General features: G+C 59.7%; 9 protein-coding genes. 7 read left to right on the forward strand and 2 right to left on the reverse strand.

Annotation, left to right across the window (positions count from 1 at the left end; genetic code table 11):
- Positions 1-81 precede the first annotated feature (81 nt).
- From cysK to VK574_RS14870, 5 genes are all read left to right on the forward strand, one after another.
- Positions 82-1,056: a cysteine synthase A gene (cysK, locus tag VK574_RS14850; protein WP_472800633.1), complete on the forward strand. Its 975-nt coding sequence runs from the start codon at positions 82-84 to the stop codon at positions 1,054-1,056.
- Positions 1,057-1,080: 24 nt separating this feature from the next.
- Positions 1,081-1,809 (forward strand): serine O-acetyltransferase, encoded by a 729-nt coding sequence (gene cysE, locus VK574_RS14855; protein WP_472800634.1) that lies wholly within the window; start codon positions 1,081-1,083, stop codon positions 1,807-1,809.
- A 263-nt stretch (positions 1,810-2,072) separates the two neighbouring features.
- Complete coding sequence (locus VK574_RS14860; protein WP_472800635.1) at positions 2,073-2,645, forward strand: hypothetical protein; 573 nt, start codon at positions 2,073-2,075, stop codon at positions 2,643-2,645.
- A gap of 588 nt (positions 2,646-3,233) precedes the next feature.
- Entirely contained in the window at positions 3,234-3,662 is a 429-nt protein-coding gene (locus VK574_RS14865; RefSeq protein ID WP_472800636.1) for a PadR family transcriptional regulator, read from the forward strand.
- Entirely contained in the window at positions 3,659-4,264 is a 606-nt protein-coding gene (locus tag VK574_RS14870; protein WP_472800637.1) for a DUF1700 domain-containing protein, read from the forward strand. Before VK574_RS14865 ends, VK574_RS14870 begins: the two co-directional genes overlap by 4 nt.
- Before the next feature lie 830 nt (positions 4,265-5,094).
- On the opposite strand, the gene VK574_RS14875 is transcribed toward VK574_RS14870, so the two are convergent.
- A complete protein-coding gene (locus VK574_RS14875) occupies positions 5,095-7,344 on the reverse strand; it encodes a glycosyl hydrolase 115 family protein (protein WP_472800638.1) in 2,250 nt (749 codons plus the stop codon).
- A 225-nt stretch (positions 7,345-7,569) separates the two neighbouring features.
- Between VK574_RS14875 and VK574_RS14880 the strand changes: the two genes are divergently transcribed.
- Together VK574_RS14880 and VK574_RS14885 are read left to right on the forward strand one after the other, a co-directional pair.
- Entirely contained in the window at positions 7,570-9,744 is a 2,175-nt protein-coding gene (locus VK574_RS14880; protein WP_472800639.1) for a PKD domain-containing protein, read from the forward strand.
- Positions 9,745-10,087: 343 nt separating this feature from the next.
- Positions 10,088-11,467, forward strand: coding sequence for a site-2 protease family protein (locus tag VK574_RS14885; RefSeq protein ID WP_472800640.1), 1,380 nt, complete (start codon positions 10,088-10,090; stop codon positions 11,465-11,467).
- A gap of 21 nt (positions 11,468-11,488) precedes the next feature.
- Here the strand turns inward: VK574_RS14885 and VK574_RS14890 are convergent, their stop codons facing one another.
- Positions 11,489-12,994 (reverse strand): efflux transporter outer membrane subunit, encoded by a 1,506-nt coding sequence (locus VK574_RS14890; RefSeq protein ID WP_472800641.1) that lies wholly within the window; start codon positions 12,992-12,994, stop codon positions 11,489-11,491.
- Positions 12,995-13,002: the final 8 nt, after the last annotated feature.

The following is a 13,002-nucleotide window of genomic DNA, read 5'->3' on the forward strand; positions in this document are numbered from 1 at the left end:
TCCCGCTGCGGCGCAACACCATTACACTCACCTCGATCAATGCCCGACTGTGTATGTGTACCCCGTCGAAGGAGATTTTGCATGGCGCGAATTGCTGCAAACGTGACTGAATTGATTGGAAAGACTCCCCTTGTGCGGCTCAACCGCGTATCCGCGGGACTCCCCGCCACCGTCGTGGCCAAGCTCGAAAGCCAGAACCCGCTCTCCAGCGTGAAAGACCGCATCGGCAACGCCATGATCGAAGACGCCGAGAGAAGGGGCAAAATCACCCCCGGCAAAACCATTCTCATCGAACCAACCAGCGGCAACACCGGCATCGCCCTCGCATTCGTCGCTGCCGTCAAAGGCTACAAGCTCATTCTCACCATGCCCGAGACCATGAGCACCGAGCGCCGCGTTCTCCTTCGCGCCTTCGGAGCGGAAATCGTGCTCACTCCCGGCCCCAATGGAATGAAAGGCGCCATCGCCAAAGCCAACGAGATCCTCGCCAATACCCCCAATGGCTACATCCTCCAGCAATTCGACAATCCCGCCAACCCCGCGATTCATGTCTGGACCACCGGCCCTGAGATCTGGGAAGACACCGACGGCAAAGTCGACTTCCTCATCTCCGGCGTAGGCACGGGCGGCACCCTTACCGGCGTGGCTACCTACATCAAGGAGCGCAAACCCGAATTTAAAGCCATCGCGGTCGAGCCCACCGACAGTCCGGTCCTTTCCGGCGGCAAGCCCGGCCCGCACAAAATCCAGGGCATCGGCGCCGGATTCATCCCTAGCATCCTCGACACCAGGCTCATCGACGAAGTCATCCAGGTCACCAACGACGAGTCCATCGCCATGGCCCGCCGCCTCCCGCTCGAAGAAGGCCTCTTCGTCGGCATCAGTTCCGGCGCCGCCGTTGTCGCCGCGCTCAAGGTGGCCGCGCGCCCTGAGAACGCGGGCAAACTCATCGTGGTCATTCTGCCCAGCTTCGGCGAGCGTTATCTTTCCAGCGTCCTGTTTGATTCGCTCCGGCAGGAAGTGCTGGCATTGCCCACACAGACAGTTACGCTATAACGAAATAGCGAAAGGCCCCTGTCCATGTTTGCCCGCATGCGCGAAGATGTTCGATCAGTCCTCGAACGCGACCCCGCTGCGCGCTCCTGGCTTGAGGTCATGCTTTGCTATCCGGGTTTGTGGGCCGTCTGGTATCACCGCGTTTCGCACCGGCTCTGGCGGATGAAGCTCCGTCTACCCGCACGTGTTCTTTCGCAGTTCGCCCGCTTCTTCACCGGAGTCGACATCCATCCAGGCGCGCTGCTCGGGCGTCGCCTCTTCATCGACCACGCCACCGGCGTCGTCATTGGCGAAACAGCGATTGTCGGAAGTGATGTCACCCTCTACCAGGGCGTCACCCTCGGCGGCACCGGTAAGGGACACGGCAAGCGCCACCCCACTCTTTGCGATGGCGTCTTCGTCGGCAACAACTCCAATGTCCTTGGCAACATCACCATCGGCCAGAACTCCCGCGTCGGCGCCGGCTCCGTCGTTCTCTCCGATGTCCCGCCCAACTCCACCGTCGTCGGCGTGCCCGCCCACATCGTCTATCGCAACGGACAGCGCGTCCTCATCACCGATCCCCATGACGTCAAAGATCCGCTCTCCGACGCCCTCATCGCCCTCTCCGCCCGCGTTGAAGAGCTCGAAGACAAACTCGGCGCCCACGTCCGCCGCGTCGAACCCTTCGCCACCGAAGAAGCCGAGCGCACCGCCTACCGCCAGGAACTCAACCAGCTCGCCGAATACGTCTCCATGGGCGAAGGCATCTGATCAAGCCGGATCGAAATTATGGATAGAATAGGTTCTCTGTTGATTAGTTTGTTACTGACGAGTAGCCCACCACTCGCTCGGAACAAAATGACAGAACCAGGCCATGCGAGAATTGGACCCAAACTCCAGTGTCCGGCCATAACGACGAACAACCTGTTAAATAAACTCCTGAAGCGATAGACTATCGAGAATCACACCGTTGCCGAAGAGTAGTGCCGCCCATCGTCTGACAGCCAGCTCATCGATGAGCGAGGAGGGAATGTATGGTGACTGGGATCCAAAGGTTCATCCTTTTCTCCTTGAGCCAGTTCCTACGACTGTGCCGGGCCGTGTACTGCTGGTTCTTTGCTTTCCTGGCTTTTGCTTCCATCAGCGCGCTTGCTTCAACGATTCGCGAATTGATGCAAAAGCACTCGATTGAGAAAGGAAATATCGCCGCAGTTGCAGCACTTTCTTTCTACACGGTCATCTTCGTCATTGCATGGTGGACTATCTTTCGACACAAACGCTCATCGAAGGTGTGGGGGATTGCCGCAAGCTGCTTGATGGCCGCTCCATTTCTCCCTTTCCTCGCAATTGGCGCATGGCAGGTTTTTTGGGATAATCAAAAGGGTTGGCTTCCCTTCATGCCTTTTGGAATGCTTGGCATCGTCGCCTTCAGCGTCCCGCATCACCGGGAGAAGCTCACTCCACAGAAAGATGAAATGCTGATTGATGGAGAACCCACCTCCGGTCAGTCGCACACTTGGCGCTCGATATCGGAAGAAGTATTTACGGTTGGGCATTCTTTGCTAATGCCTGCTTTTCGGTCTATTGGCTCGGCATTGAAGGATTGAGAGCTATCGTAAAGCATTCTGGAATCCCGTCCGACTTTGCGTTTGGCGCACCGTACGCAGCTGTCTTCGGCATAGCATGGTGGATGTTTTTCCGCGGAAAGTCGGCGTCACAAATGGGCAATCGCAGCCAACTGTCTTGTGGTCGTGCCGCATCTTGTGTTTCTCCCTTTCGGGTATTGGCGCGCCGTCTGGTGGTTCAAGGGTGACGAGCCATTTCCTTACATGCCATTCGGAATTCTTGGTATCCTCCTCTTCAGCCTCCCGTACCTCAGGAAGCGCAGGCTCCAACCTAGAACTTCCGCCGAATCGCCAGCAGAACAATTCTGAAGCGGCCTGACGTTCGGCTACGCTCTCAAGGGCCAGCGGGCGAATGACCGCCGACTCGTCAATTACGAACCAGTAAACAGCTCGACGCTCTGGTTAGCGATTCTGCCAAGCCTGCTCCCCCCCCCCACGATTTTTGGAACTGCCCTATTGAATGGCCGTTCGGCCATTGAATGAGTCTTTTGACAGCCGCCCCGAGCCAATTACATTTTCGCTTGACAATTAAGCTATAGCACGATACCTTGCTATACAAGGTATGTGGCAATGATGAAGCTAAGAGCGCAGCCCGTCGAAGGAGAGTCGCCCGACCGCTGGGAGGCGCAGCTCCGCAAAGGGGCCCTGGAGATGGCCGCACTCGCCAGCCTTTGGAACGGGCGCCTGTATGGCCTTGAAATCATTCGCTTTCTTGAGAGCCACTCGCGGCTCGTTTTGGCCGAGGGGACCATCTACCCCATCCTCAACAGGCTCAAAGCCGAGGGCATGCTCACTTCCGATTGGGTCGAGGCGGAGGCTGGCCACCCCCGCAAGTACTACGCCCTGACAGAACCCGGCCGAACCCGCCTCCGGCAAATGGCCGAAGCATGGGCTAATTTTGCGGGAGGGCTCAGCCAGCTTCTGGAGCCCGTCCTTAACCACCAGGCCAAAGATCAATCAAACATCCGCGCCGCGGAAACGATGGAGTTATCGCGATGATCGACACCATGCATGGTGACACCGTGCAGATCGACACCTATCTGGCCTCTCTCCGCACCGATCTCGGACCTATGACGCTGAGCGAGCGCGACGAAATCGTCCGGGAAATCAGCGCGCACATTCGGGACTCGGCTGAAGAAGGCGGAGTCAGTGTGCAGACCATTCTCGCGAGGCTCGGCTCCGCTGAGGATCTGGCCGCCCAATACCGCGATGGCCTGCTCATTCGCCAGGCCAGTCGCAGCATCTCGCCTCTCAAACTCATGCGCGGGTCTCTCAGGCTAGCGACCAAAGGCGTTTTCGGTGTGGTTGTCTTTCTTGTCGGGCTGTTCGGCTACGTCATGGGTAGCGGCATGGTGCTCTCCGGGATGATCAAGCCGATTTTTCCCGCCCACACCGGCATGTGGTTTCAGGGTGGTCGCATGATCGCGAGTGGGACACAGTTCTATATTCCAGAGCCGCCCGCCCATGAAGTTCTGGGCATGTGGTATATCCCACTGATGCTTACAGCGGGCAGCCTTACGTTGCTGGCGACCACGTTCGTGATCCGCACGTCCCTGCGCGTCTCGCAACGCTGGCAGGCGAAGCTGTCCCCCGGCGCATAGCCGCCATCGGGACGCGTGGGGAGTCTGTGCCCCATTCATCGCGCTTCACCGCGAGTGGGTTTCCAGTCCGGCCGCAAAGCCGCACATCGCCGGCGATCTCATTCCTTTCGTAACCGGTCTCCCCGCTCAAATCTCCGAAAAATCCATCACCCCTTTGGGCCCCTGTTCTAGAGTGATTTCAGTGCATGTGTTGTGTAAGTGTTGGAAAGTTTAAGCAGGCAAGAGAGCTCGCCGCGAGGTGAGCTTTTTTGTTGCCGTCGGTCATGCCTCACCGCCTCTGCGCTCTTCAGCCTTTCGAAAAGATGGGACGCTGCGTCCCATTCGTCGCGGCTTTTACTGACCCTTCGCAGGATCCTCCATGTTTTGATGTCAACCCCACCCCGCGAAAATTCCCGCTAACCCCTTGATTAAAATGGCCAAAAACTTCCCCACGTTTTGCAGGTAATTTCGAGGCTTTGGCGCACAATGAACTTGAATCGAGATCTCTCCAGAGAAGGGCTGCATCCGTGCAGCTTCAAGTCGTTCCTTGGGCCCCAATCTCTGAGAACTGGCCGCCGGTTGGCGGCTAACTCCAATCCGCAGAAACCTCTACAGCTAACCCAAATCGACACAGATCCTCAGCGCTACCCCTCTCGGTAATCTTATGAAAAAATGGAACTTACCCAAAGAGGCCGGATAATAGGGGTGCCTGTGAAGAGCGTTCCGATCAGTGCACGATGCCCGAATAAAGACCACCGCTCCCCTGTTCTCTTGGTCCCGATTCACTGTCCCCTGTCCCCTGTCCACTGTCCACTGACCACTGACCACTGACCACTGAAGACTGCTGTTCTTCAATGCACATCCACCGATCGGTCGCCCTCATACTCCATGATGTGGAAGTAGGCCTCCCATCCGCTCCACGACACTGGCGCCGGCAGTTTCGCCATCGGATCCTTCAAGTGATCGGCGTACGCCTGCACAAGCTCGCGCGTCCGATACACGCCCGTCAGCCAGTCGCCGCGATACCAGTTTTTCCATTTGCCGTATTCCGCCGCAGCCATCGAAGCCTGCATAGCATCGAGCGCCTGCAGCGCCTCACCGACCTCGTTCCGCGCTTTCTCCGCGTCGCCCGCAGCATCATCCTGCAAAGCCTGCGCCACCAGCAGCAATGCCCGATTGCTCTCGCGGTTGATCGCGATCATGGTCAGCACCGCCGCCAGGTAATAATCGCGCCGATCCGGATCCACGAGTTCCTTCGCCGCCACCGCATGCTGCCAGACTGCATCCCATCGCGGCTGCGCCTCTTCGCACTCGCGAATGTCCCGCTCCAGCAGCGCGGCCCGCTGTTCCGCGCTCATTTCCGGCATCAACCGCGGTGCCGTCCACTTCGGCGACTGGCTCGGTACCACCGCCACCTGGTGTTCGCTCAGCCGATCCAGCAGCAGCAGCCGCATCTCCGAGTGGTAATGCTGGTCGCCCTCCTCCCGCGGAACGTTGCTCAACCGAGGCGGCGCGGGCGGCGCATTCCCCGCCGACGTCAGCCCCGGTGAAGGGAACGAACTCCGCAACGAAGGCGCCGCAAAGTACTCCTTATACACACCGGCCACCGCATCCGCCGACTTTGCACCAAACTCTTCCGCAGCCCAACTGCGATAGAACGCCCCATCCGCATCCGAACCTTTTGCATCCGCGCCCTGCGCCGGCACCCCTCCCCACGCCACATCCATCAGCGCCCGCGTCGTCATTGCGACGGGCCGAATGTCGCTCGTGTTCACAAGGATGTACGATGTCGCGCCGGCCTTGATGTACCGCCCCATCTCCTCCTGGATTACCGCCACCGGCACCATCTCCGAAAGCTGGTTAGCATTTCCGTTCATCATCGCCACGTGAAAATAAGCGCCTTGTCCCAGTGCCACCTTTCCGCCATCCTGCATGTCGCCGTAGCCGGTATCGGCCCAAACCAGCGTGACCTCGGGCGGAATCTGAATAAGGCCCTTCTGCATGAGCCGCGCGCCCTCTTGCCACAAATCTGTAACAAACTCCGCCTTTGGATATTTCGCGCGCACAATCTTCATCTGCTCCGCAATGGCGTCGCTGATGCGCTTGCCCAGCAGAGGATCGTTGTCGCGCACGCTCGGATCAAGCGATGCATAGCTCGAGTCCGACAATCCGCGCAGCCCCACGCTCCAAAGAATCTCCTCATCCGGCTTGTACGTTGCGACCGCGTTGGTCCACGCCCGCTCCAGAATCTCCGGATGCGTCGAGAAGTTGTACGGCACGTCCTTCGGCCATCGCGCCACATTCACGCCCAGCGGGATCGCATGATGCTGATTCACGATCAGGCCACGCTTCGCCGCCGCTTCCACCTGCGCATCATCCGGAAAGATCCATGTTCCCGGCACAATCATGTTTCCCTTCAGCCGCAGCGTCGTCTCGAAGATGTTGTCCCACACCTTCAGCGAGATGCCGGTGTGTTCACCCTTCGCCGCCGGAATCCATCCCGTCAGCAGGTCTTCATCATTGGGAAAGAACCCGCGATACCGGAACACCGGCTTCGGATAAGTCTTTGCGAAATCCGCCTGCAGCGTAATCGAGCTGTGCTTCTCCGGCTCCTTGTCCGTCCACAGATACATCGGGTCGACGCCCAGCACCTTCTGCGAGAACTGGTAGATCGCGTAGATTGTCCCACGCATATCCGCGCCCGCCAGGCAGATCACATCCCGCACCTGTCCCCGCCCCGCGAGGTGCACGATCGAAAAAGCAAACGACTCTGCTCCACCCGTCGGCTCCACGCATTTGATCCCCGCATACGGCCGCTGTGGTCCCGAGATCAGGATTGCCACTTGTCCCGACCCCTCCATGTGATTTGCAAGGCTCGGTGTCTCCCCAAGCACCTTGCCGAAATCGCGCAAGAGGTCATCCGTGGCGCGACGCACCGGCCCCGGTTCTTCCGCGCTCTCCACAATCGTGACCGAACGATCGATCGTCACATTCGAACGGCTTGCGGCCGGTGCTGAAATCGCAACCGCAGGGATCAATCCCCAAACCAGAACGAACAAAATTGAATGTTGCCTGTCTCGAAGTACTGCACGCTGGAACATGACTTCTCCTTTGGGAAGAGAGTCTTGCTTGCAATCGAACGCGTTGGAGAGGAAATCGCGAGAGTCTGAAGTGCAATCGAACGCAAACGCAGAGGACTTTTTGTTTGCGACCCGAATTATACCCGACCCATCAAATGAATTGATCCCGTGACTGTCGTTACTCCGGCATCAGCAGCCGCAGTGCTACAGTGGACTGGACTTCACTTCTCTTCAGGTTCTTGCTTCTTGCGTGCTCTTGGTGTGCTCCTGGCGACTGTGCTCACGCTCCCAGGCGTAGTCTTCGCCGCTCCGCGCGTTCAGCCTGTCCCCGTTCCGCCGGAACTGCGCTCCACCGCCTTCACCGTTACGGTCAACAACCAGCCTGTCGATGTTGCCCACGCCGCCGCCAGCTATGACTTCGTCAATTTCGACGTAACCGGCCCCGTCACCATTGCCATCACCGCCAATGAACCCGGTTTTTGGGATAAAGGTGTGGACATCGAGCCGTGGCGGCTCGGCATCCGCCCCGTGCGCGACGGCCAGACCATTCGCTTCAAGATCGCCGGCCCGCAGAAGCTCTCCATCTCCCGACCCGGCGACTTTCTGAATCACGCAACCATGCTGTTCGTCTTTGCGGGTGAACCTCCTGCACCGCCACCGACTGCCAGCCCCTCGGTTCACGTTCTCGCGCCCGGCGTATATCACCAGAGCCTGAATCCCCAAAGCGGCGAGACCTACTACCTCGCTCCGGGCTCTTACTTCTACGGCAGCCTCAATCTCTGGAAAGTCACCGGCGTCAAGGTGCTTGGGCGAGGCACCATCATCTACGAAGGCACCCAGGATCCAAACTCCGACCAGGGCTGGATGCAGAAACCCGACTGGCATTGCATCGGGGCACTCGAGGCCCACAATGTCGAAATCGACGGCGTCACATGCGTCGTTCGCGCCCGCACCTGGTCGATCCAGATGAAAGACACTAGCGGCTTCGTCTACAACGACCTCCGCGTTATCGGCGGCAACCCCGGCAACGCCAACCAGGATGGCATGGACTGGCTCGGTGGCGGCGATGCTCTCGTCCGCGACTCCTTCCTCCGCGCATCGGATGACGACCTCGCCCTCCAAGGCAACTGGGACGGCTACACCGATGCCGACATGCTGCGTCCCGGCCGCGACGTCCAGAACATCACCGTCGAAAACAGTGAGCTCTCCACCAGCATCTCCAACATCGTACGCGCCGCGTGGCCGCGCAAGATCTTCAACTCGCGCAACTTCACCCTCCGCGACTCCGACATTCTCCACGGAGGCATCGGCGCCTGCGGCCAGACCTTCGGCATTCTCGGACTCTGGGGCGCCAACGGCGCCAGGGGCGACCACTCTGGCTACACGTTTGAAAATCTCTGGCTCGACAACTGGTATTCGCTGGTGCAGATCGAGCACGAAGAGCCCTCTGTGCACGGCGTTCTCTTCAAAAACATCTGGGCCCTCGATCAGCCGCCGCTCGCCATCTCCACGATCACCGGCAACGTCTCAGGCGTCACCTTCGACAACGTGAAGTACGACCAGAACCGTGCCACCAATGACGCCGAACTCCAACTCGTCACCTCCGGCGGCGCCGCGCAGCCGAAATTCCCCTCGCCCTCCGGTCCGGTTGCGCACTTTACCGTGATTCCTCCCGTATTCGGTCCCGGCGAGTCCGTCACCTTCACCGCGGACCCTTCGTCCCATGCAACCTTCACCTGGCTTTTCGGCGACGGCACCACTGCGCGCGGCCGCCGCGTAAAGCACAAATTCCCCGACGCCCTCGGCACAGCGCTCGACGGCTTCTACGGCGCAGGCCGCTTCCGCGTTTTGCTCAAGGCTGAGGACGATCACGATCAACAGGACTGGTCTGCGCAGGGAGTTGTTGCCGTCTCCAAGTGGCATGACCCCTTTCCCATCGCCGGACCGACCGTTCCCGGCCTCCGTTGGCAAATCTATGCCGGCACCTGGACTGAGTTGCCCGATCTCTCCGCCCAGACACCGGTCTTCAAAGGCGACTCAACCAGCCTCTACGCCGATCCCCAGGGCTTCACCCGCTACGCAGATGCGTGGGACGGCTTCATTGACATTCCCGCCGACGGTGGTTACACCTTCCACCTCATGGCGAGAGATGGCGCGCGTCTCGTCATCGATGGCCTTCAGATCGCAAAAACCGGACCGCCCTTCGCCCAGGTCTGCGGATCACCCGGCAATGCCTTGCGCTACGACCACGGCTCCATCGGCCTGCGCGCCGGCCCGCACGCGCTGCACATCGAAGGTCTTCACTCCGTCAGCCAGGGCTCGCCCCGCGTCCTCTGGGAAGGTCCGTCGCTCCCCCTCACCGACATCCCACCCGCCGCCTACACCCATCTGCGCATTGATACCGTGAGTGGAATGGAATAGCGCAACACACGACAATCGAAAAGCAGCCATATACCAAGCCGGCACCCTCGCTCGTTCGATCTCGCTCACAACGCATGCGGGTACATTGGTGTTCCCTCTTTCGTAACGGTGCGAAAGCGTTACTGATCCTACCGAAAGAGCCATTCTTTCCGTTCTCGACTCTCGGTAGTCTGAAACTTCCCCGGAAAGAGAGCCTCAGGTGCTCGGTTTTAGAAAATATCTCTCGTGGATTCACGCCTTCACTGCTCTCATATGCATTCGGTTGGCTGTTGTGACCCTCGCGGCGATCGCGTCCCCGCAGCACCCGCATTCGTCCTTGCGCCTCGCCCCCTGGGCAGCCTTGATGCTTATTTCTGCCGCTGTCTTTGGCTCGTCCTGGTGGACCTGCATAAAGGCCCGGCGCTCGGCGCGCGCCCTCGGACTTGCGTCCAGTGGCATCTATCTTTTCGTGGCATTGATCCCCAGCTTCTTTGCGCACCGCTTCGTTGCAGCAAATACAATCCTCGTTGCCATGAGCGTTCTGGGCTTCGTAGCGTTCAGCAAGCGCCTGAAGATTAATCGTGCCGCGAAAACTGAAGAAGTAACGGCGATCTCCGGCGACTTCACCAGCCGCCATGTCAACCGCATCGCGCAAGCCGTGACGTTCGGCCTCAGTATGGGCGCCTACCTCTGGTGGCAAGGATGGCTCACCGCGCACCACATCACAGCGCTTAACAGCGCTTGGGCTCGCCTCGCTCTCACCTTGGTCGCTCTCCTCTCCATTACCTCTATCCACGAGATGGGTCATGCGGTCGTCGGCTCGTTCTGCGGCATGAAACTGCGCGCCTTCTTTGTTGGACCGTTCCAGTGGCGCATTCGCGATGCAAAGTGGGAGTTTGAATTTAAACCCAAAGGCCTGATCCTCGCCGATGGCGAAACCGCCCTCATTCCCGGCGATGGAAAACTGCTTCCGCGGCAATTTCTCACCATGATGTCTGCCGGTGCGCTCGCCAACATCTTTACCGGAACCCTGGCTCTGATCCTGGTTGTCGGTTTAGGCGTTGCGCTGCCGCCGCAGATCACCGGCTTCATGGCCCTGTTCGGCGCCTGGAGCCTTGGCCTGGCTGCCGCAAACCTGCTCCCCTTCCGGACTCCGCAAGGCTACTCCGACGGCGCTATCGTTCTGCAACTGCTCTCGGGAGGAGCGTTTGCCGAATTCCATTTATCCATTGCGCACATTGGCTCGAGCCTGGTTTCATCGCTCCGGCCTCGGGACTTCGACATTGGATCTATCCGCAGTGCAGCCAACGGCATTGCCCACGGTCGGCAGGCTCTCCTGATGTGGCTCTATGCCTTCAGCCATTCGATTGATGCCGGCAACAATCAGGAAGCAGACGAGGTTCTCGCACATGCGGAACTGGTCTGCCTCGAGTCAGCTTCAAACATCCCGGCCGAATTTCACACCGCATTTGTGTTTGGAAATGCCCTCATCCGCCGAGATCCCAAGGCGACTCGCTTCTGGTGGGACCGCATGCAGGCGAAGAAGCCAACACGATTCAATGCGGATTACTGGAGAGCCCAGTGCGCCCTCCATTGGATCGAAGGCAACTTGGAACAAGCCCGAATTGCCTGGGAGAAAAGCCACCAGCTCGCGCAACAACTGCCACAGGCAGGAGCCTACGATTTCAGCCGGTATTGCTGTTCGCTTCTCGAACGCGAACTCGAAGAGGCAGCCGCCGCCTAGAGCATGCCGGTGCGGCAGGCGCTAATGAGGCAGCTGTGTCACATCCCATCCGCCCCCGAGCGCTCGCACAAGGCCCACGCTCGCTGCAAACTGGCGCGTGACCAGGTCGGTGGATGTGCGCTGGTTTGTCAGCAGCGTGTTATCTGCGATCAGTACTTCCAGGTAGCTCGTCGCTCCCCCTTTGTAACGCTGGTTCGACAGGTCCAGTGAGTGCTGCGCCGCTGCAACGGCGCGCTGTTCCGTGACAGATTCCTCTTCCAGCACGCGCAGGTCCGACATCCGATCTTCGACCTCGTTGAATGCCCCCAGCACGGTGGCGCGATACGTCGATGCTTCCGCCTCGTAGTTGTGCCTCGCCTGATCGGTAATTGCGTGCCGCTTACCCGCATCGAACAGCAACTCGGTTGCCTGGGCGCCCAGGCTCCATAAGGCGCTTGGCCCCTGGATCAACGTCCCGACATTCGTGCTCTCAAATCCTCCACCGCCTCCGAGAACCACGTTGGGATAGAACGCACTGATCGCGATCCCGATCTGCGCATTGGCTGCGGCCGTGCGCCGTTCAACCGCTGCAATATCGGGCCGCCGCTCGATCAGTTGCGACGGGACACCCACCGGAATCTTCGGCAGCGCAAGGTCCAGCGGCGTCGGGGCCAGCGACACATCGCGCGCCTCCTTGTTGATCAGCGTAGCGATCGCATGTTCGAATTCATTCCGCGCCTCGTTCACATCCACAAGTTGCGCGCGCGTAGTTTCCAGCTGGGTCAGGGCCTGCGCTACCACGACCTCCGTCGCCAACCCACCCTTTACCAGCTTCTGATTCAGATCGAGCTGGTTCTGAAAATCGCTCACTGCCTTTGTCAGCAGCCGTGCGTCCGAATCCAGCCCGCGCAATTCGAAGTAGTCCAGAGCCAGCTCCGCATGCAGGCTCAGGTCCACATTCGCCAAATCCGCTGCGCTGGCCTGGGCATTCTCGTGCGCAGCTTCCACGTTCCGCCGTACTCGACCCCACAAATCCGGCTCCCAGCTCGCCTGTCCTTCGAGTTGAAAATCGCTGTAAGCGGTCTGCGTGCTGTTCACGATCAGCGGCCGATGCGACGATACCTGGTCGCGGCTCGCCGCCGGCGTAACCGACAGCGTCGGGTAGAAATCTGCCCGCGCCACCCGCACCTGGTCGCGTGCTGAGAGATACGCTTCCGACGCTGCCCGCAGGTTCTGGTTCTGCGGAGCAATCTGTTCTTCCAGCGCATTCAATTGCGGATCCTGGTAAGCCTCCCACCACTTGCCGCGCAGCATGCCGTCCGAAGGCGATGCTGGCTTCCATGTACCTCCGGCAGGATTCGTTGGTGGCACAACCGCACCCGCCGATCCGCCCTCCTTGTAATCCGGAGGTGCCAGCGTGTCAGGGCGTTGATAGTTGGGCCCGACCTTGCACCCCGCCAGCAAAGCCACCAGTCCCAGCAGGCATCCGACCAGCAAGCGTTCGTTCAGCGCCTGCCTCTCGCGCCTCCTGTACCTGGATGGAGCCACAACCCCTC

It is taken from the genome of Occallatibacter sp., from assembly GCF_035317045.1.
Classification (GTDB): domain Bacteria; phylum Acidobacteriota; class Terriglobia; order Terriglobales; family Acidobacteriaceae; genus Telmatobacter.

Bases quoted from the DNA above. Each gene is read 5' to 3' on its own strand.
- VK574_RS14885 (WP_472800640.1), top strand. From the start codon at position 10,088: ATGCTTATTTCTGCCGCTGTCTTTGGCTCGTCCTGGTGGACCTGCATA.
- cysE (WP_472800634.1), top strand. From the start codon at position 1,081: ATGTTTGCCCGCATGCGCGAAGATGTTCGATCAGTCCTCGAACGCGAC.
- VK574_RS14875 (WP_472800638.1), bottom strand. From the start codon at position 7,344: ATGTTCCAGCGTGCAGTACTTCGAGACAGGCAACATTCAATTTTGTTC.
- cysK (WP_472800633.1), top strand. From the start codon at position 82: ATGGCGCGAATTGCTGCAAACGTGACTGAATTGATTGGAAAGACTCCC.
- VK574_RS14870 (WP_472800637.1), top strand. From the start codon at position 3,659: ATGATCGACACCATGCATGGTGACACCGTGCAGATCGACACCTATCTG.
- VK574_RS14860 (WP_472800635.1), top strand. From the start codon at position 2,073: ATGGTGACTGGGATCCAAAGGTTCATCCTTTTCTCCTTGAGCCAGTTC.
- VK574_RS14865 (WP_472800636.1), top strand. From the start codon at position 3,234: ATGATGAAGCTAAGAGCGCAGCCCGTCGAAGGAGAGTCGCCCGACCGC.